Annotated in this window: 14 protein-coding genes and 1 pseudogene; 8 read left to right on the top strand and 7 right to left on the bottom strand. The window is 73.6% G+C overall.

From position 1 onward, the window contains the following. The first annotated feature begins 92 nt into the window (after positions 1-92). Positions 93-595: pseudogene (locus tag ACFWJX_RS03920) on the top strand (NUDIX hydrolase). On the opposite strand, the gene ACFWJX_RS03925 reads toward ACFWJX_RS03920, so the two are convergent. Further along, positions 592-3,153 (bottom strand): helicase-associated domain-containing protein, encoded by a 2,562-nt coding sequence (locus tag ACFWJX_RS03925; protein ID WP_383236404.1) that lies wholly within the window; start codon positions 3,151-3,153, stop codon positions 592-594. The pseudogene ACFWJX_RS03920 and the gene ACFWJX_RS03925 overlap by 4 nt on opposite strands. A gap of 323 nt (positions 3,154-3,476) precedes the next feature. Between ACFWJX_RS03925 and ACFWJX_RS03930 the strand changes: the two genes are divergently transcribed. Continuing rightward, complete coding sequence (locus ACFWJX_RS03930; protein WP_383236406.1) at positions 3,477-4,454, top strand: hypothetical protein; 978 nt, start codon at positions 3,477-3,479, stop codon at positions 4,452-4,454. Positions 4,455-4,501: 47 nt separating this feature from the next. Further along, complete coding sequence (locus ACFWJX_RS03935) at positions 4,502-5,137, top strand: HAD family hydrolase (RefSeq protein ID WP_383236409.1); 636 nt, start codon at positions 4,502-4,504, stop codon at positions 5,135-5,137. A 21-nt stretch (positions 5,138-5,158) separates the two neighbouring features. Here the strand turns inward: ACFWJX_RS03935 and ACFWJX_RS03940 are convergent, their stop codons facing one another. Then, positions 5,159-5,407 carry a hypothetical protein gene (locus ACFWJX_RS03940; RefSeq protein ID WP_383236412.1) on the bottom strand — a complete coding sequence of 83 codons (249 nt, stop codon included), beginning with the start codon at positions 5,405-5,407 and terminating at the stop codon, positions 5,159-5,161. A 164-nt stretch (positions 5,408-5,571) separates the two neighbouring features. Between ACFWJX_RS03940 and ACFWJX_RS03945 the strand changes: the two genes are divergently transcribed. Then, the gene (locus ACFWJX_RS03945; RefSeq protein WP_359059499.1) at positions 5,572-5,955 is read left to right on the top strand and encodes a cold-shock protein; all 384 of its coding nucleotides are present in this window, start codon (positions 5,572-5,574) and stop codon (positions 5,953-5,955) included. Positions 5,956-5,975: 20 nt separating this feature from the next. Here ACFWJX_RS03945 and ACFWJX_RS03950 read toward each other — a convergent pair whose 3' ends face one another. The 4 genes from ACFWJX_RS03950 to ACFWJX_RS03965 all read right to left on the bottom strand — a co-directional run bounded on the left by ACFWJX_RS03950 (position 5,976) and on the right by ACFWJX_RS03965 (position 9,849). Then, positions 5,976-6,827 (bottom strand): 1,4-dihydroxy-6-naphthoate synthase, encoded by an 852-nt coding sequence (locus ACFWJX_RS03950; protein ID WP_383237335.1) that lies wholly within the window; start codon positions 6,825-6,827, stop codon positions 5,976-5,978. Next, entirely contained in the window at positions 6,817-7,578 is a 762-nt protein-coding gene (locus ACFWJX_RS03955; protein ID WP_383236416.1) for a futalosine hydrolase, read from the bottom strand. Before ACFWJX_RS03955 ends, ACFWJX_RS03950 begins: the two co-directional genes overlap by 11 nt. Further along, entirely contained in the window at positions 7,548-8,015 is a 468-nt protein-coding gene (locus ACFWJX_RS03960) for a DUF2771 domain-containing protein (RefSeq protein WP_383237338.1), read from the bottom strand. Before ACFWJX_RS03960 ends, ACFWJX_RS03955 begins: the two co-directional genes overlap by 31 nt. A 400-nt stretch (positions 8,016-8,415) precedes the next feature. Further along, positions 8,416-9,849, bottom strand: coding sequence for an MFS transporter (locus ACFWJX_RS03965; RefSeq protein WP_383236419.1), 1,434 nt, complete (start codon positions 9,847-9,849; stop codon positions 8,416-8,418). Between the two features lie 355 nt (positions 9,850-10,204). On the opposite strand from ACFWJX_RS03965, the gene ACFWJX_RS03970 reads away from it, so the two are divergent. The 4 genes from ACFWJX_RS03970 (at position 10,205) to ACFWJX_RS03985 (ending at position 16,805) form a co-directional block, all read left to right on the top strand. Further along, positions 10,205-11,131 carry a DUF3027 domain-containing protein gene (locus ACFWJX_RS03970; RefSeq protein ID WP_383236422.1) on the top strand — a complete coding sequence of 309 codons (927 nt, stop codon included), beginning with the start codon at positions 10,205-10,207 and terminating at the stop codon, positions 11,129-11,131. Positions 11,132-11,570: 439 nt separating this feature from the next. Then, the gene (locus ACFWJX_RS03975) at positions 11,571-14,708 is read left to right on the top strand and encodes a sacsin N-terminal ATP-binding-like domain-containing protein (protein WP_383236424.1); all 3,138 of its coding nucleotides are present in this window, start codon (positions 11,571-11,573) and stop codon (positions 14,706-14,708) included. Positions 14,709-14,977: 269 nt separating this feature from the next. Continuing rightward, positions 14,978-15,901 carry a hypothetical protein gene (locus ACFWJX_RS03980; protein ID WP_383236427.1) on the top strand — a complete coding sequence of 308 codons (924 nt, stop codon included), beginning with the start codon at positions 14,978-14,980 and terminating at the stop codon, positions 15,899-15,901. A gap of 106 nt (positions 15,902-16,007) precedes the next feature. Next, complete coding sequence (locus tag ACFWJX_RS03985) at positions 16,008-16,805, top strand: hypothetical protein (protein ID WP_383236430.1); 798 nt, start codon at positions 16,008-16,010, stop codon at positions 16,803-16,805. 112 nt (positions 16,806-16,917) lie between these two features. Here ACFWJX_RS03985 and ACFWJX_RS03990 read toward each other — a convergent pair whose 3' ends face one another. Then, positions 16,918-19,290, bottom strand: coding sequence for an HAD-IC family P-type ATPase (locus ACFWJX_RS03990; RefSeq protein ID WP_383236433.1), 2,373 nt, complete (start codon positions 19,288-19,290; stop codon positions 16,918-16,920). Positions 19,291-19,374 lie beyond the last annotated feature (84 nt).

Raw genomic sequence — 19,374 nt, forward strand, 5'->3', positions numbered from 1 at the left:
GCACCCTTTCCTTCACGGCCGTGGAACGCGGCCAAACGTCCAGTGTGCCCTACCGGCCACGACGGGGGTGGGGGTGCGACAGAGTGGCCTTCATGACAGCCACGGGCGAGCGGGTGGAGCGGGTCGACGAGCGGGACCGGGTGATCGGTGTGGTGGACCGCGGTGAGGCCATCGCCAACGGCTGGCTGCACCGCGTCGCGACGACCGTCTGCCGGGACGCGGACGGCCGGATCCTGGTGCACCGGCGCCCGGAGACCATGTCCCGGTTTCCCGGCCGGTACAACTGGCTGATCGGCGGAGGCGTCGAGGCCGGCGAGTCCTACGAGCGGGCCGCCGCCCGCGAGCCGGCCGAGGAACTCGGCGTGCGGGCACCGGCGGTCCGGTTCGCGTTCAGGTTCCTGTGCCGGGGAGCGATCAGCCCCTACCGGCTCGGCGTCCACGAAGCCGTCGTCACCGACAGCCTCACCCCCGACCCGGCGGAGATCGCCTGGCACGCCTGGGTCACCGAGAGCGAGCTGCGCGACCTGACGGGCGCCTGACGTTCGTCCCGGACGGCGTCGAGGCCCTGCGCCGCTACGGCGAGAGGGCTGGCTAGGCCTCGTCGTCCGCCAGTTCCGCCACTCCCGTGATCCGGTGCAGCGGGTACGTCCTGACCTCGTCCGCGGTGTGGTCGTACGCCGTCACGAAGCCGCCCTCCACCCGGACCGGCGCGATGACGCGCTGGCTGGCGGACCCCTCGGCGTTGACGTAGCCGATCCACACGGCCTCGCCGGTGAGGACGGCGGCCTGCATGGTCGCGAGGGTGTCCGCGGCGGAGGTGCGGGGGAGTGCGCCGGGCGCCTGTGCCGTGGCGTCGTCGGCCGGTCTGCGGGGGGCGGTGGACGCCAGGTCACCGGCGCGGATCGCACGGATCGCCGCCGAGAGGAGCGTGGCGTCGGGGACGGGCGGGCCCTCCGGGACCGGTTCCGGGGCCGTGCGGGGCGGGCTGCGGTGGGCGTCGGCGCGGGTGATCAGGACGTCGCCCTCGGCGGACTCGGCGGCCGGCGCGAACCCCATCGCGCGCAGCCCGTCGAGCAGGGCCGCCGGGTCGGCCTGGGCCGCCAGCACGGTCGGCGCGAGGCGGCGCAGCCGCAGGGCGACGGCACGCTTGTCGGCCAGGATCTCGTTCAGCATCGCGTCGTCGTCACAGCGGACGTACGCCGAGGCCGCGCCCACCCGGAGATGGCCGTGCCGGCGCGCCACGTCGTCGATCAGGTACGTCAGCGGCTGCGGCACCGGCGTACGGGAGTGCTCGGCGAGGAAGGCGTGCAGGTCGGAGGCGGTACGGCCGGCGTCCAGAGCACGGCGTACGGAACCGGGCGTGAAGCGGTAGACGGTCGCCCCGCCCTTCGACTCGACGTCGGCGAGCACATCCAGCATGTCGGCGAGCGGCCGGTGCAGCGGGCCGGGCGCCACCGCGGTGAGGTCCGCCTGGAGCAGCACATGGTCCAGCGGCTCGGGCAGCAGCGGCGCGAGAAGCCGCACGGCGGCCGCGGAGGCGACGGCCTGCTCGGCGGGGGAGAGGGGGCCGGGGGTGGGCGCGGGCGCGGTGTGGTGGTGGAAGGGCAGCTTGTCGCCGGGGCCTTGCGGGGAGCCGGTGCCCCGGTCGGTGACCGGGCCGTGCGGGTGGGCCGCCGCGCCCAGGAGGGCCCGCGCCTGGGACGACAGGGCGCCTCTGCCCGTGATGCCGAGCAGCTCCGCCTCCGACAGGGTCCAGCGGGCCAGCCGGGAGCGGAGGTCGTCGTCGCGCTGAGGACCGCGCAGCGGGCGTTCCCAGGCCAGTCGGGCGAGCACCGACTCGGCGGTCGGCGCGGTGCCCTCCGGGAGTCCCGCGAGCAGCGCCAGCACCCGGCGGCGTACCTCCGGGGCGGCCGAGCGGTCCAGGCCCGGCCCGAGCGCCGACAGGGTCCGCTCCTTCGTGTCTCGCCCGCCGATCAGCCCCGGCGTCCGGGTCCCCGCCAGCCAGGCCTCCGCCAGCCGGACCCACCGCTCGGCGGCGGGACGCTCCACCCACTCGTCGAAGAACGGGGTGGCCGCGTACCGCTCGTCGGCCTCACCGTCCGAGGCGATCAGCCCGGCGGCGTACGCCAGCTCCACCCAGAACGCGGCCATCGGCTCCGACACGTCGAGGGCGACGGCCGTCCGCTTCAGGTCCCGCTGGCTCAGCCCGCCCGCACGCAGCACCGCGGGACCGCCCTCGTCCCAGTCCTTCAGCAGCTCCTCCACGGTCGCCAGCGCGGTGTACGCCTGCCCGGCCGCGGCCGCGTCCACAGCCTGTGGATTGCGGGTCGCGGCCGCCTCCACGGCGGGCGGCACCGGCTCGGGCGCGCGATGGGCGTGGCCGCCGCGCAGACGCAGGGCGACCTCGCGCGGCATCACGACCGTGCCGGGCGCGGTGGGCAGCAGCAGCCCCCGGTCCAGCAGCCAGCGCAGCCGGGCCGCCGGATCCGCGGTCACCTGCCCGTACGGCGGCCCCCACACCAGCCGGTCCAGGACCTCGAGGGACTCGGCGGGGGCCTCGGCGAGCAGCGCGCTCATCCTCCGGCGGTCGCTGAACAGCGAGGCAAGCGCGGTGACCGCCGACACCGAGTCATGGGTGGACGGCAGTCCGGCCGCCGTCACGATCTCCTGGATCCGGCCCGGCGACATGCCCGCGGTGGCCTCCCGCACGGACGGGCCCAGCCCGGTCGGCGAGGGGTGCTGCGGCGACGGGGCGAGCAGCTCGCGGGCGGTGCGCACCAGCCGCAGCCGGTCGTCGTCGCCCCAGACCAGCGCCTGCTCGCGCAGCACGGCCACGGCCCCGGGGAGGGCGGCGACGACGGCCGCGTCCCGCGCGTCCCCGGCCATCAGCCCCAGCAGCTCCTCGTACGCCGCCGGTTCCGCCGCCACGGCCAGCGCCTCCGCCGTCTGGAGCGTGAACCGGTCGAGGTGCTCCAGGGCCCGCACCACCGACGCCCGGGTACCCGCACGGGTGGCGAGCTGGGTGAGGTCGGTGGGGACCGGGGTGATGAGGTCGGGGCGGGCGCGCAGGAGCGCGGCCAGGGACGCGTCGTCCCGGGCACGGAGCGCCTCCGCGAGGGAACGCGGGGCCGAGGGCTTCTCGTCGCTGCTCATCCGCTCAACGGTAGCGGGTGGCGGGCCCGGGAAGGGGACGCCGCCGGGACCGGGAACCTGCATGCCAGGTGCACGGCAGGACGAACGGAACGTTTCCCCGGTGACCTCGGAAGGCCAACTCGGTCTGCCGGTAGGGACAGTCGCCGTTCTCGACGCCTCACCGAACAGGGCGGCAGAGACGTCCTGCGCGCATACGGCGACCGACTCTGCCCGGAGGTGGAGAACCCCGCGTGTGCGAGCCGTCCCGAACGCCGGTGCGGGGGCCACGCTGCGCTAACGTCGTATCGCGGGGTATCCAAGGCACCGGCCCCGGAGGGGACTTCGTGGGTATCGAGAGCGATCAGGTCGTCTACGAGTATCTGAGCCGCGTCGGCGACGTGGCACAGCAACGGCAGTTGTCGTCGGCCACACGCATGCGGCTCGTGTCCGAACTGCGCAACGAGATCGACCGGCGCCGCGCCAAGGCGCCCATCGACAGCCCCGCCGCCGTCCGCCGCATCCTCGACCGGCTCGGCAGCCCCGACGACATCGTCGAGGCGGCCGGCGGCACCCGCGGCGACGCCGCCCCACAGACCCCGGCCGCCGCGGTGCCCGTCCAGCGGAAGCAGGAGCCGCCGCCGGACGCCGGACGCCGCCCCAAGGGGCTGCGGCGGGTCGTGCCCCGCCCCCGGCCGCGCCCCGACGTGCCCGCAGCCCCGGACATCCCGTCACCGCCGCACCGCGCGGGCGCGCACGAACTGGGCGACGTCGGCGAGACCCCGGACTGGTGGCGCCACGAGGCGAGCCCGTTCGGGCCGGGGGAGGAGGTGCCGGGGTTCGTCGGCGGCGTGGAGATCGCGGACATGCTGAGGCCGCCGCCGAGGCCCCCGGTGGCGAAGGCGGCGCCGGAGGAGCAGGTACCGGAGTCCGACGCCGCGGAGCCCGCCGCCCGCCGGCGCCGTTTCCTTCCGCCGCTGCGCGGCGGCCGCTGGAGCAACCCGCTCCTGCTCGTCGCCGCCGCCTGCCTGGTCGCGGGCACGGTGACCGGGACATGGATCGCGCTGTTCGTCGGCTGGGCCCTCGCCTATGTCTCGCGGCGGCTGTCCGAGGGGGAGAAGAAGTGGGCGGTCTTCGTCCTCCCCGGCCTGGCGGTCACCGCGGGCCTCGTCTGGCTCTGGGGCCGCACGGCCGGCCGCTGGGGCACCCCGATCCCCGAGGGCCACATGAACGAGGCACTGGCGCAGACGTGGCCGTGGGTACTGCGGGGGGCGGCGGTGGCCTCGGCGTTGTTCCTGGTCTGGCGGTCCCAGCGGGACAGGTAGCGGGCAGGCCGGGACACCGTCCTGCCCGGCTCGGCACAATGGTGGGCATGATCTCCGCGCGCTCCGCCGCCCCCGTCGTCGGCTTCGATCTCGACATGACCCTCATCGACTCCCGGCCCGGCATCCACGCCGCCTACGTGGAACTGGCCGCCCGGAGCGGGACGTACATCGACGCCGATCTGGTGGTGACCAGGCTGGGCCCGCCGCTGGAGGACGAGATGGCGCAGTGGTTCCCGGCGGAGCGGGTCGCGGTGATGGCGGACCTGTACCGGGAGATCTACCCGGAGTACGCCGTCACCCGCACGTCCGCGATGTCCGGAGCCCGGGAGGCGATCGGGGCCGTACAGGCGGCCGGCGGCCGGGCGATCGTGGTCACCGCCAAGTGGGAGCCGAACGCCAAGCTCCACCTGACGCACCTCGGCATCGAGGCGGACGCCGTCATCGGCAACCTGTGGGCGGAGCAGAAGGCGGTGGCGCTGCGCGAGCACGGTGCGAGCGTGTACGTGGGCGACCACGTCGGCGACGTCCGCGGCGCCCGCACCGCGGGCGCGCTGTCGGTGGCGGTGCCGACGGGCCCGTGCACCGCGGACGACCTGCGCGCGGCCGGCGCGGACGTGGTCCTCGCGGACCTGACGCACTTCCCGGCCTGGCTCACGGAGCACGTGGCCGCCGGGGCCGCCTGACCGGCGGTCACGGCCGGGCGGCTACCGCTCGCCGCGCGCCTGCCGGCGTCCGGCCGCGACGGACTGCAACACCCCCGCGCCCGCGATCAGGAAGCCGACGCCCATGAACATGCTCAGGCCGAACATGTACGTCGGAAAGGGCGTCGCGTCGAGGAACAGCGGGGCCACGGTGACCAGTGTGGCCAGGGCGCCGATGAAGAACACGATGGCACCGGCACGGATCAGTCGGTCGCCGGGCGCGGCGGAATTCGTTTGGGTTTTGTCACGCACCCGACCAGGGTAGTTCCCAGCGCGAAGGAACAACCGGGGGACGTCTTGTCACCCGGGCGAAGACCATTAGCCTTGGTAGCGGCGGGTCGAGGTCGACCCGCCGCGGTGTTATCAAGACCCGTTTCCCCTGCAGTTTTCCGACGAGTACGAGGACGAGGACAGACGTGCCCACCGGCAAGGTCAAGTGGTTCAACAGCGAGAAGGGCTTCGGCTTCCTCTCCCGTGACGACGGCGGTGACGTCTTCGTCCATTCCTCGGTCCTCCCCGCCGGAGTCGAGACGCTCAAGCCGGGTCAGCGCGTGGAGTTCGGCGTCGTGGCCGGACAGCGCGGTGACCAGGCGCTCTCGGTCGTGGTCCTCGATCCGACGCCCTCGGTCGCGGCCGCCCAGCGCAGGAAGCCCGACGAACTGGCCTCCATCGTCCAGGATCTGACGACCCTCCTGGAGAACATCACGCCGATGCTGGAGAAGGGCCGTTACCCCGAGAAGACCTCCGGCAAGAAGATCGCGGGCCTGCTGCGCGCGGTCGCCGACCAGCTGGACGTGTGACGCGCAAGCGTCGGCCCGGCTTACGGGAAATCGAGTGACCGCGGGCCGAGGGGCGGTACCAGCCCCTCGGCCGCCGCGCGCGTGAGCAGTCCGCGTACGGCGGCGTAGCCGTCCTCGCCGAGGTCGGCCGTGAATTCGTTGACGTACAGCCCGATGTGCTGGTCGGCGACGGCCGGGTCCATTTCCTGGGCGTGTTCCATGACGTACGGGCGGGAGACCTCGGGGGCGTCCCAGGCGGCGCGTACGGAGGCGCGGAGGGAGTCGGCGAGGCCGGTCAGGACCGCCGTGCCGAGGGACCGCTTCGCGATGATCGCGCCGAGCGGGATCGGCAGCCCGGTCGTGGACTCCCAGTGCTCGCCCATGTCGGCCAGCTTGTGCAGCCCGTAGTTCCGGTACGTGAAGCGGGCCTCGTGGATGACCAGGCCCGCGTCGACCTTCCCGTCCCGCACGGCGGGCATGATCTCGTGGAACGGCATGACGACGATCTCGCCGACCCCGCCGGGCACCATGTCCGCCGCCCACAGCCGGAACAGCAGATACGCCGTCGACCGCTCGCTCGGCACGGCGACGGTACGGCCGGTGAGGTCGAGCCCGGCCTCCTTGGTCAGCACCAGCGGCCCGCAGCCCCGCCCCAGCGCGCCCCCGCAGGGCAGCAGCGCGTACTCGTCGAGGACGTACGGCAGCACGGCGTACGACACCTTCAGCACGTCGAACTCGCCGCGCTCGGCCATGCCGTTGGTGATGTCGATGTCCGCGAACGTCACGTCGAGCGGAGGTGCGCCGGGGACGCGGCCGTGGGCCAGGGCGTCGAAGACGAAGGTGTCGTTCGGGCAGGGGGAGTAGGCGATCCGCAACGGCTGGTCACTGGTCATGTCGGTGGTCATGTCGGTTCCAACTCTCCAGGACGGGTGCGAGCTTCCCGAACGCCGTCGTCAGGGCGGCCAGTGCCTCACCGATGCGCCAGGCGGCGCGGTCACGGGGGCCCACCGGGTTGGAGACCGCGCGGATCTCCAGCACGGGCGTGCCGTGCGCGGCGGCGGCCTCGGCGACGCCGAAGCCCTCCATGGCCTCCGCGAGGGCCCGCGGGTGGCGGGCGCGCAGTTCCGCGGCCCGTGCGGCGGTGCCGGTGACCGTGGACACGGTCAGGACGGTGCCGGCGCGGGCTCCGGTGGCTTCCACGGCCTGCCGTAGGAGCGACCGCGGCGGACGGTGGGTGACGGTGCCGAAACCCAGCTCGGTGACCGGCAGGAAGCCGTCCGCGGTCTCCGCGCCCAGGTCGGCGGCGACGATCGGGTCGGCGATGACCAGGGAGCCGACGGGCGCTTCGGGAAGGAACCCGCCGCCGATACCGGCCGAGACGACGAGGCCGTACGGCGTGCCCTCCAGGGCGGCGGAGGTGAGGGCGGCGGAGACGGACGCGGCGGCGAGGGCGGGGCCGACGCCGGCGGCGAGGAGGTCGTACGCCGTGCCGGTGCGGTGCAGGATCACACCGGGCAGGTGCACCCGGCGGCCGGGCTCCGGGAACGCCCGTGCCACCGCGTCCCGTTCGGCGGGGACCGCGGTGGCCACGAGGATGCGGGCGGAGGACGTGGTCAGTCGTCCTTCTTCAGCTTGAACGACCACAGGCCGGTCGCGGCCTGGCTGTCCTTCTTGCCGTCGCCCGCCTTGATGGTGACCAGGGTCGAGTCGCCCTGGGCGCCGTACTGGGCGTTGAAGAAGACGCTGCCCGGGATGGTGCGGTAGGTCTTGTTGCTGTCCTCGGTGAGCGGCTGGCCGTTCATCAGGATCGTCCAGCGCTGGTCGGCGACGTCCGGGTCGACACCGAAGCGGACGGTCTCGTCCGGGTCGACGGTGATGGACTTGACGCCCTTGTCGGCCAGGCACTTCGCCAGCTCGGCCTGCTCGAGGACGTCGTCCTCACCACCGCAGGTGGCCCCCGAGCTGACCGAGGAGGAGCCGACGGTGATCGTGGACAGCGGAGTCGGCTTGTCGCACGCCGACAGGACGAGCAGTCCGGCGGAAACGGCGCCGGCGGCGGCGACGGCGCGGCGGCGTCGCACAACGGATCGCATCGAGGTCATGGGGCGAAGGCTATCGGGCACGGTCAGCGGTCCCTCTACGTGGGGTGCGGCGCGGCCGCGGGTTACGCCACGCGGCTGGGCCCGCGGGGCCGGGCCACCTTCGTCCGGGACGGGCCGACGCGCCGGGCGACGGGATCTCGTCCGGGGGCAGCTGTTGCGTCGGGCGGCCGGGCGGGCGACTTCCGGCCGGGGGCGGCTACCGCGCCGGGCGGGTCGGGCCACTTCGTCCGGGGCGGGGGTCGGCGTGCCGGGGGCCCGGGACGGCCGGTGCCGGGTGGGGCCGGTCGGGCGGCTTCCGCGCGGGGCGGGGCGGCGGGGCGGGGCGGGGCAGGCCGCCTTCGTTCGGTGTGCTGCTGTGCCGGGTCGGGTCCCGTCGGTCTCAGGCGACCTTCGTCCGGGGGGAGCCGCCGTGCCGTGCGGAGCCGATCAGGCTCCGGGCGGTGGTCGCCCAGCCGGTGGCGATGACCACGGCGGCCACGGAGAGCCCCAGGGCGCCGTTCAGCGGCATCACGATGCCGACCGCGCCCCCGAACACCCAGGACACCTGCAACATCGTCTCCGAGCGGGCGAACGCCGACGTGCGCACCAGCTCGGGCACGTCCCGCTGGATCAGCGCGTCCAGGGACAGCTTGGACAGGGCCTGCGAGAAACCGGCGACGGCCGCGAGGCACGCCACCAGGAACGCCCCGAAGAAGATCGCCGCCGTGATCACCGCGCCCAGGACCACCGCGACCACGGTGACGATGATCAGTTCCGGGGCGCGGGAGCGCAGGGCCGCACCCACGGACGTGCCCAGCGCGTTGCCGACGCCCGCCGAGACGGCCACGATGCCCAGCGACACCGCCGCGCTCTGCCCCGTCATCGGGTGCTCGCGCAGCAGGAATGCCAGGAAGAACGTCAGGAACCCGGACAGCCAGCGCAGGGACGCGTTGGCCCCCAGGGCGCGGATGACCGCGTTGCCGACCGTCCGGAGGCCGGGCCGCTTGACCGGGCGGATGTGCGGGCCGTGCAGATGCTGCTCGTCGGCCGCGAGCAGCGCCCTGTCCTCGCCCTTGGAGGAGTCGACCTTGGGCGGCAGGGAGAAGGACAGGAACGTACCCGCGACGAAGATCACGAAGGCGCCGTAGAGCGGATAGCGCGGGCCGAGGAGCTGGAGGCCACCGCCCAGGGGCGCGGCCAGACCGGTGGCCAGGAGGCCGCCCAGGGTGACCCGGGAATTCGCCTTCACCAGCGAGAAGCGCGGTGGCAGCAGACGCGGCACGACGGCGCTTCTGACCACGCCGTACGCCTTCGACGCCACCAGGACGCCGAGCGCGGCCGGATACAGCTCGATGCTGCCGGTGACGACCGCGCCGGACAGCACCAGGGCGAGGAGCGCCCGCGCGGCCATCGCGCCCGCCATCGCCGCGCGGCGGCCGTGCGGCAGCTTGTCGAGGAGGGGGCCGATGACCGGGGCGAGGAGGGTGAAGGGGGCCATCGTGATGGCGAGGTAGAGGGCCACCCGGCCGCGGGCCTCGTCGGTGGGGACCGAGAAGAACACGGTCGACGCGAGCGCGATGGTGATCATCACATCGCCCGCGCCGTTCACGGCGTGCAGCTCGATCAGTTTGCCGAGCCCGGACTCGCCCGCGCCGTGCGCGTGCGTCGCCTTGCGGATGCCACGGGCGGTTCCGGTGAACGGCAGGTGCAGGGCACGGCCGATCGCGCGGACGGACCCGTTCATCCGGCCCGAACCGCTCACCCGGCCCCTCCCCTTGTAGCCCTTCGCCCCACCGGTCCCGGTGGCGTCCTGGGGTGTCCTCGCGGCTGCCACTCCGCCATAGTGCCCCGAGAAACCGGTATGTAGCGCGGATACCGCACGTATGGGCGTGCACTTTCCGGCTCCAGCACGGCTCGTGGGCGGCTTGCGGGCGGGCCGGAGCCGGGGCCGGCAGGGGGGACGAGTGCGCGGAAACTCGGCGCGGAGTGCCGTAGAAGCACCGTCGGTGTGGGATGAGCGGCCGCGAACAGGTAGCGTGCGTATCTCAGCCATCCCCCACAATGGATGGCACAGGTGCGCCCGAGCGCGATCGGACGCTGACGTCGACGCGGCCCACTGGTCCGCTCCGTCCGCTCCGCCGCCGGTGGCAACCGCACCCGAGTGACGGCGTAGGAGAGAAGCGATACCTGTGAGCGCAGCGACCACGCGAAGCCGCACCCCCGACCGCCTGTGCGCCGAGGCCGTCGACCTCGCCCGCGCGGCGGCAGAGGAGGCCGCCGCGCCCGGCGTGGTCGGGGAGCACGTAGGCGTCCTCGCCGAGGGTGACCGGGTGGTGACGCACTTCTTCCGGTGCATGGAGCTCGGTTACCGGGGCTGGCGCTGGGCGGTGACCGTCGCGCGGGCCTCGCGGGCGAAGGCCGTGACGCTGGACGAGGTGGTGCTGCTGCCCGGTCCGGACGCGGTGCTGGCCCCCGAGTGGGTCCCGTGGAGCGAACGCCTCCGGCCCGGCGACATGGGCCCCGGCGACCTGCTTCCCACGGAGGCCGACGACCTCCGTCTGGAACCGGGCTACACCGGCGAGGAGGCCCCGCCGCCGAACTCGCCCGTCTCCGAGGAGATGGCCGAGCTGGTCGAGGCGGAGGACGCCGAGGTCACGGCCGCGCCGCCCGCGAAGCTGCCGGCCGTCCCGGCCCGCGGGTCCATCCCCGCGGTGGCGGAGGAGCTGGGGATGCGGCGGGCGCGCGTCCTGTCGCGGTACGGCCTGCACACCGCCGCGGACCGGTGGGACGAGGCGTTCGGGGCGAAGACCCCGATGGCGCAGGCGGCGCCGGCGTCCTGCGTCAGCTGCGGCTTCCTGACGCCGATCGGCGGTTCTCTGGGGCAGGCGTTCGGGGTCTGCGCGAACGAGTTCTCACCGGCGGACGGGCGTGTGGTGTCGCTGGCGTACGGCTGTGGGGGGCACTCGGAGGCGGCCGTCATGCCCAAGCCGCCCCGGCCCGCGGAGCCGGTGATCGACGAGAACCGTGTCGACCCGTTCCCGCTGCGGCCGGCGCCGGACTCCGGGTCTGTGCCGGCGGTGCCGGACGAGGAGTCGGCGGAGCTGGGGCACTCGTAGCGGGGGCTTCTTTCGCCCCCGCCGCCCCTTCCCGTCCCGACCCTGGGGGCTGCCGCCCCCAGCCCCCCGCTTCGGCCTGAACGGCCTCGTGCTCGAGCGCCGGACGGGCTGAGACACCTGACCGCCGCTTTTCGTCTCACCGAGTCGGGTGGTGGGCGGCGTAGGCCAGGGGGCTGGGGGCGGAGCCCCCGGGCGGCGGAGTCATGACTGACCGAGTCGGGTGGTGGGTGGGCAAAGGCCCGGGGGTCCGGGGGCGGAGCCCCCAAGCGGTGCGTTATGGCCGACCGAGTCGGGTGGTGGGTGGGCAAAGGTCCGGGGGGTCAGGGGGCGGAGCCCCCTGGGCGGGGCTGGAGGGGGCCGGCCCCTCGTGGTGCGGAACCGGCGGAGCCAGCCGCTCGCGGTACCTTCGAGCTCACGGCGATGAGGAGAGTGAACCGACGTGAGCAAGTTCGTGCGACCGGCGGCCGAGGGGGCCGATCCGTTCGGGACGGCCCGGTTGCGGCGCGGAGTGCTGGACGCGTGGGCGACGAGTCCCGCCCGTTTCCGGGAGGACGCGAACGCCGAGGAGGATCTGGTCCTCGGCGGCTACCGTGACCGCCTCGTCGTGGAGCTGGCGCAGAACGCCGCCGACGCGGCCGCCCGTGCGGGCGTGCCCGGCCGGCTGCGCCTGACCCTCCGCGAGGGCGTCCTGGTCGCCGCGAACACCGGCGCCCCGCTGGACGCCGCCGGCGTCGAGTCCCTCTCCACCCTCCGCGCCTCCGCGAAACGCGAAGCCACCCAGACGGCGATCGGCCGCTTCGGCGTCGGTTTCGCCGCCGTCCTCGCGGTGACCGACGAGCCCGCCGTCGTCGGCCGGCACGGCGGTGTCCGCTGGTCCCTGGCGGAGGCCCGCCTGCTGGCCTCGGAGACCGCCCGGCACAGTCCGGGCCTGGGCGACGAGATCCGGCGCCGTGAGGGCCATGTGCCGCTGCTGCGGCTGCCCTTCGCGGCCGAGGGCACGGCCCCCGAGCCGTACGACACGGCCGTCATCCTGCCGCTGCGCGACACGGCCGCCGCCGATCTCGCCGAACGGCTCCTCACCGCCGTGGACGACGCCCTCGTCCTCGCCCTGCCGGGCCTGGAGGAGGTCGTGATCGAGGTCGGGGACGCGGCGCCCCGCACCCTGCGCCGGGACGCCGACGGCGCCCTCACGGTCGTAGCGGACACGCGGGAGGGGACGACCCGGTGGCGGATCGCCGCCGCGCACGGGCCGCTCACCCCCGACCTGCTCGCCGACCGGCCGGTGGAAGAGCGGCTGCGGCCCCACTGGTCGGTGACCTGGGCCGTACCGGTCGACGCGGACGGGGCCCCGGCCCGGCCCCGCACCAGCCCCGTCCTGCACGCCCCCACGCCCAGCGACGAGCCCCTCGGGGTGCCCGCGCTGCTCATCGCGTCCTTCCCCCTCGACACGACAAGGCGGCACGCGGCGCCCGGCCCGCTCACCGACCATCTGGTGCAGCGGGCGGCGGACGCGTACGCCGGACTGCTGGCCGGCTGGCGCCCGGTGACCACCGGGATCATCGACCTGGTGCCGGGTCCGCTGGGCAAGGGGGAGCTGGACGGCGCGCTGCGGCAGGCGATCCTGGAGCGGTTGCCGCGTACGGCGTTCCTGCCGCCCGCCGCCGAGCCGGTGGAGGGCGAGGGCGAGGACGAGGAGGAGCTGCCCGAGGCGCTGCGGCCCCGGGACGCCGAGGTCGTCGAAGGCGCGGGCGCGGACACCGTACGGGTGCTCGCCGAGGTGCTCCAGACGCTGCTGCCCGCCGGGCTGGAGCGCCGGGTGGAGCTGCGCACGCTCGGGGTGGCCCGGGTCCCGCTCGCCGACGCGGTCGACCGGCTGGCCGGGCTGGAGAAGGACCCGCAGTGGTGGTACCGGCTCTACGAGAGCCTCGCCGGGGTCGATCCCGAGCGGCTCTCCGGGCTGCCCGTGCCCCTGGCCGACGGCCGGACCACGATCGGTCCCCGTCAGGTGCTGCTGCCGACCTCGGACGCGGCCCGTCTCGACGCGGACGTCCTCGCCCGTCTGGGCCTCAAGGTGGCCCACCCGGACGCCGCGCATCCGCTGCTGGAGAAGCTGGGGGCGCTGCCCGCGACGCCGCGAGCGGTGCTGACGACCCCGCAGGTGCGGGCGGCCGTGGCCGCGTCCCTGGACGACGACGGCGGCGCCTGGGACGACCAGGGCACCCCGGACGCCGAGGAGCTGGCCGACACCGTTCTCGCCCTCGTCCGCGACGCGGGCCTGGAACCGGGAGAGGAGCCCTGGCTGGGCGCCCTCGCCCTGCCCGACGAGGAGGGGGAGCCGACCCCGGCCGGTGAACTCGTCCTGCCCGGCAGCCCGTTCGCCCAGGTCATCCGCGAGGACGAAATCGCCTACGTGGACTCCGAGTTGGCCGAGAAGTGGGGCGAGCGGCCCCTCGCCGCCTGCGGTGTCCTCGCGAACTTCGCGCTCGTGCGCGCCACGGACGTCGTTCTCGACCCGGACGAACTGGAGCCCCGCGAGGGCGACTTCGCCGAGCCGGACGACGCCGGACTGCTGGACGCCGTGGACGTGTGGGCCGAGGACATCCTCGACCGCTTCCCGGACACGCCCGTCCCGCCGGTCGCCACCGAGCTGGTCGCCGTCCGCGACCTCGACCTCGTCGACGACGACCGCTGGCCGCAGGCCCTCGCCCTGCTCGCCCAGCCGCCCCTGCGCGACGCCCTCACCCAGCCGGTCCGGATCCTGCTCCCGGACGGCACCCACGAGGTCGTACGCCCGTACACCGCCTGGTGGTTGCGCGGACACCCCGTCCTCGACGGCCGCCGCCCGGCGGGCCTGCTGGCGGCCGGCGGCGACCCCCTCCTGCACGGCCTGTACGACCAGGCCGACGCGACCGGCTTCGACGACGAGCAGGTCCTGCGCGCCCTGGGCGTACGGACCTCCGTGGCCGCCCTGCTGGACGAACCCGGCGGCGCCGCCGAACTCCTCGACCGCCTCGCGGACCCGGACCGCCCCGTCGGTGCCGCCCAACTGCACGGGCTGTACAGCGCGTTGGCGGAGCTGGACCCGGAGCAGGTGACCCTGCCGGACGAGCTGCGGGCCGTCGTCGACGGCCGGGTCGAGGTCGTGGACGCGGCCGACGCGGTCGTCGTCGACTCCCCCGACCTGCTGCCCTTCACGGAGGGCGTCCCGCTGCTCCCCGTACGGCCCACGCGGGCCGCCGGACTGGCCGAACTGTTCCAGGTCCGCCGCCTCAGCGAGTCGGTGACCGGCGAGATCCACTCCGAGGGCGCCGAGCACGAGGTCCCCGACCCGGTACGCACCCTCCTCGGCCCGCGCACCCCCACCACCTACGTCGAGCACGAGGAACTCGTCGTCGACGGCGTGGAGATCGACTGGCGCCTGACCGACGACGGCGTCCTCCACGCCTCCACCCTGGAGGGCGTCGCCGCGGGCCTCGCCTGGGCGGCCGGCCAGTGGCCCCGCCGCTTCGAGGTGGCGGCCCTGATGGAGGACCCGTCCAGGACGGACGAGCTGGCCCGGGACCGCTGGTTCGACTGAGGCGACGACGTGACCCTCTGACGGGATGTCGCGACCCTCGGGCACGACGGCGTGACCCTCACGGGCTCGGGCGCACCGGACTTACCGGGCGCTCGGGCCGGGGCCGGAGTGAACGGGTGGGAAATCTCCACCACTTCGTACAACCCTTCACATCCGTCGCGCATCTGATCACATGAGCCAACAGGCTCCGTGATCATTTGGGCCCTGTGTGAAGACGAGCCGTAGGGAACGACGACTGTCAGGGCCCCTTTCTCCATCGAGGGGAATGCATGCGCATCCGTGCCACCGTGGCCGCCGTCTCCGGCGCCCTGGCCCTTTCCGCGCTGGCCGTGCCTGCCGCGAACGCCGCCGACAGCGCGCCGAGCAAGGCCGACCTCTTCCAGGCCGCGCACCGCGCCGCCTCCGGCAAGTCCGCGTTCACCGGTTCGACCACCGCGGCCGCCCCCTACGCCCTGGACCTCAAGTTCTCCGGCGTGAGCGTCAACAACGGCAAGCCGATCGTCGTCGGGACCACCGGCAAGGTGACGGCCCCCGTGTCCTTCAAGGTCACGCACGCCGCGGACATCGACCTGAGCGCCGAGGACATCGAGTTCGACGTGCTGCTGTACCGCGGGACGCTCAGCAACCCCACCAACATCCTGTGGGGCGACAACTGGCCGAGCTGCACCAACGTCTCCGCGACGGTGGCCAACTGCAAGAACACCATCGACATCCGTCCCGGCGACGGTGACCTGCTGAACTCCGACGCCACCAGCTTCAAGGCGCTCGGGTACGCGTACGACTGGAACGACCAGGACCCGTACGCCGACGACGACATCGACTGGAGCAAGGTCGGCTACACGGAGGCCGACGCCCTGACGCTCGCCAAGCTCCAGCGCGCCTCCAAGCTCACCGTCAACGCCGCCCCGGAGCCGGTGCGCAAGGGCGCCACCATCACCGTCACGGGCAAGCTGTCCCGCGCCAACTGGGAGGACAACCAGTACCACGGTTACTCCACCCAGCCGGTGAAGCTGCAGTTCCGTAAGAAGGGCAGCAGCACCTACACCACGGTCAAGACCATCAAGACGTCCACGACGGGTGCCCTGAAGACGACCGTCAAGGCGACCGTGGACGGCTACTTCCGCTACAGCTTCGCGGGCACCTCCACCACCCCGGCGGTCACCACCGCGGGCGACTACATCGACGTGCGCTGAAGCGACTGACCCCGCAGAGGAAAGGCCCGGCCCCGCATCCGGCGGGGAGCGGGCCTTTCCCCTCGCCCCCTCGCACGCCACATCTCTAGTTCTTCGAGGAACCTTCATGCGCGTACGCGCCACCACCACCGTCGCCGCCGTCATCGGCGCCGTCGCCCTCTCCGCCCTCGCCGTGCCGTCCGCTCAGGCCGCCCCGGCCGGTCCCGCGGTCACCTTCTCCAACGTGAAGGTCAACAGCAAGGCCGTCGTCATCGGCCCCACCGCGAAGGTCACGGTCTCCGCGAGCTACACGGTGACCAAGCCCGCGAGCCTGAGCGCCGCCTCCTTCGACAGCGGCCCGGTCCTCTACCGCGGCAGCACGCTGAACCTGGAGAGCCGGGTCCTCATCGGCGACGACCCCGGCACCTGCACGGCCGCCTCCTCCACGGTCCTCAAGTGCACGGCCAAGATCCAGTTCCGGCCCGCCGAGTCCGCGGACTACGACGACCTGGTCAACTCCGACGCCGGCACCTGGAACATCGGTGCCCTCGCCGTCGGTGGCAGCGGCTACACCGCGAAGGGCGGCTTCGGCACCGTCAAGCTCCTGCGGGCCTCGAAGCTGACCGCCAACGCCACCCCCGAGCCCGTGCAGAAGGGCAAGACCGTCACCGTCACGGGCAAGCTCTCCCGCGCGAACTGGGACAGCAACACCTACGCCGGGTACTCCACCCAGCCGGTGAAGCTCCAGTTCCGTAAGAAGGGCAGCAGCACCTACACCACGGTCAAGACCATCAAGACGTCCACGACGGGCGTCCTGAAGACGACCGTCAAGGCGACCGTGGACGGCTACTTCCGCTACAGCTTCGCGGGCACCTCCACCACCCCGGCGGTCAACGCCACGGGCGACTACATCGACGTGCGCTGACGTCACCGAGCCCTCGCGGACTCCTCATCAGAGGCCGGGTCCCCGCAGCCGGCGGGGACCCGGCCTTTCCCGTGGTCGTCAGTGCGGCGCCGGTCAGCGCACCTGCCGAGCGCTAGGCGGCCACGCGGCGGTCGACCCTCCTCCACAGGAACTCCAGGACGGCCGCCGCGACCGCCGCGACGCCCACCGCGATCCACGGCATCGTCATCCCGATCAGCTTCAGCGCGAAGAAGTCCTGGAGCCACGGCACCACCAGCACGACCACGAAGGCCGAGCCCATGGACGCCACCAGCAGGACCCGCCACCAGGTGTAGGGCCGGGCGATGATCGCCAGCACCCACATCGAGATCAGGAACAGGGTCAGTGTCGCGGCGCTCGTCTCGGCCTCCAAGGCCCCCTCGCCCGTGTAGTGGTGACGGGCGATCAGGTACGTCGTGAAGGTCGCCACGGCGGCCAGCACACCGCCCGGGATCGAGTACCGCATCACCCGCCGCACGAAGTGTGGCCGCGCGCGTTCCTTGTTGGGGGCGAGGGCGAGGAAGAACGCCGGGACGCCGATCGTCAGCGTCGACAGCAGGGTGAGGTGGCGGGGCAGGAACGGGTACTCCACCTGCCAGCACACCACCAGCAGCGCGAGCAGCACCGAGTACACGGTCTTCACCAGGAACAGCGTGGCCACCCGCGTGATGTTGCCGATGACCCGCCGGCCCTCCGCCACCACCGACGGCAGCGTGGCGAAGCTGTTGTTCAGCAGCACGATCTGGGCGACCGCCCGCGTCGCCTCCGAACCCGATCCCATCGCCACGCCGATGTCCGCGTCCTTCAGCGCGAGGACGTCGTTGACGCCGTCGCCGGTCATCGCGACGGTGTGCCCGCGTGACTGGAGGGCGCCGACCATGTCCCGCTTCTGCTGCGGGGTGACCCGGCCGAACACCGTGCCCTCGTCGAGCGCCGCGGCCATCGCGTCCCGCTCGGCGGGCAGCCCGCGCGCGTCCACCGTACGGCCGTCCAGGCCCAGCTTGGCGGCCACGGCGCCCACGGACACCGCGTTGTCGCCGGAGATGACCTTGGCGCGGACGTCCTGCTCGGCGAAGTAGCGCAGGGTGTCGGCCGCGTCGGGGCGCAGCCGCTGCTCCAGGACGACCAGGGCGGTGGGGCGGGCGCCGCGGGCCACCTCGGGGTCGTCGAGGCCGCGGACGGTCCGGGCGAGCAGCAGCACCCGCAGGCCCTGCTCGTTGAGCCGCTCGGTCTCGGCGAGGGCGGGGTCGTCGGCGGCGAGGAGTACGTCGGGGGCGCCGAGCAGCCACGTGCTGCTCTCGCCGTCGCCCTCGCTGAAGGCGGCGCCGCTGTACCTGCGGGCGGAGGAGAAGGGCAGGGCCTCGGTGCAGCGCCAGTCCTCGGCGTCCGGGTAGGCGTCGATGATCGCCTGGAGGGAGGTGTTGGGCCGGGGGTCGGACTCGCCGAGCGCGCCGAGCGCCTTGCGTACGTACCCGACGTCGCTGCCGTTGAGCATGTGGACCTCGGTGACGTCCATGCCGCCCTCGGTGAGGGTGCCGGTCTTGTCCAGGCAGACGGTGTCGACGCGGGCGAGGCCCTCGATGGCCGGCAGTTCCTGGACGAGGCACTGCTTGCGGCCGAGCCGGATCACCCCGATCGCGAAGGCGACGGAGGTCAGCAGGACGAGGCCCTCCGGGACCATCGGCACGATTCCGCCGACGGTCCTCGCGATCGAGTCCTTGAGGTCGTTGTCCTTGACGAACAGCTGGGTGATGACGAGGCCGATCGCGGCCGGGACCATCATCCACGTCACGTACTTGAGGATCGTGGAGATGCCGGTGCGCAGCTCGGAGTGGACGAGGGTGAAGCGGGACGCCTCCTCGGCGAGCTGGGCGGCGTACGCCTCGCGCCCGACCTTGGTGGCCTGGAACGCGCCGCCGCCCGCCACCACGAAGCTGCCGGACATCACCTGGTCGCCGGGGCGTTTGACGACGGGGTCGGCCTCTCCGGTGAGCAGCGACTCGTCGATCTCCAGGCCGTCGGCCTCCACGCACACCCCGTCCACGACGATCTTGTCGCCGGGCCCGATCTCGATGAGGTCGTCCAGGACGAGGGCGGAGGTGCCGACCGTGACGGCGACCCCGTCGCGCCGGACGGTCGGGCGGGCCTCGCCGATGACGGCGAGGGAGTCGAGGGTCTTCTTCGCCCGCCACTCCTGGATGATGCCGATGCCGGTGTTGGCGAGGATGACGTATCCGAAGAGGCTGTCCTGGAACGGCGCGACGAACAGCATGATCACCCAGAGCACGCCGATGATCGCGTTGAACCGGGTGAAGACGTTCGCCCGGACGATCTCGCCGACCGAACGGCTGCTGCGGACGGGTACGTCGTTGACCTGACCGCGCGCCACGCGCTCCGCGACCTCGGCGGTGGTGAGCCCGGTCGCCGTGGGGGCCGGGGCGGTGGCGGCGGCGTCGGTATGGGTCATGAGATCGACGGTACGTGCGGATGGGGGCGTTCACCCGCCGGAGGCCCGGAAGATCCGACCTGGGGAGGACGGCCGTCGTGCGCC

This window comes from Streptomyces sp. NPDC058335 (genome assembly GCF_042723915.1).
Lineage (GTDB): Bacteria > Actinomycetota > Actinomycetes > Streptomycetales > Streptomycetaceae > Streptomyces.

Excerpts from the sequence above, each read along its gene's own strand:
- ACFWJX_RS03925 (WP_383236404.1), bottom strand. The coding sequence starts at position 3,153 with ATGAGCAGCGACGAGAAGCCCTCGGCCCCGCGTTCCCTCGCGGAGGCG.
- ACFWJX_RS03935 (WP_383236409.1), top strand. The coding sequence starts at position 4,502 with ATGATCTCCGCGCGCTCCGCCGCCCCCGTCGTCGGCTTCGATCTCGAC.
- ACFWJX_RS03950 (WP_383237335.1), bottom strand. The coding sequence starts at position 6,827 with ATGACCAGTGACCAGCCGTTGCGGATCGCCTACTCCCCCTGCCCGAAC.
- ACFWJX_RS03980 (WP_383236427.1), top strand. The coding sequence starts at position 14,978 with ATGCGCATCCGTGCCACCGTGGCCGCCGTCTCCGGCGCCCTGGCCCTT.
- ACFWJX_RS03985 (WP_383236430.1), top strand. The coding sequence starts at position 16,008 with ATGCGCGTACGCGCCACCACCACCGTCGCCGCCGTCATCGGCGCCGTC.
- ACFWJX_RS03990 (WP_383236433.1), bottom strand. The coding sequence starts at position 19,290 with ATGACCCATACCGACGCCGCCGCCACCGCCCCGGCCCCCACGGCGACC.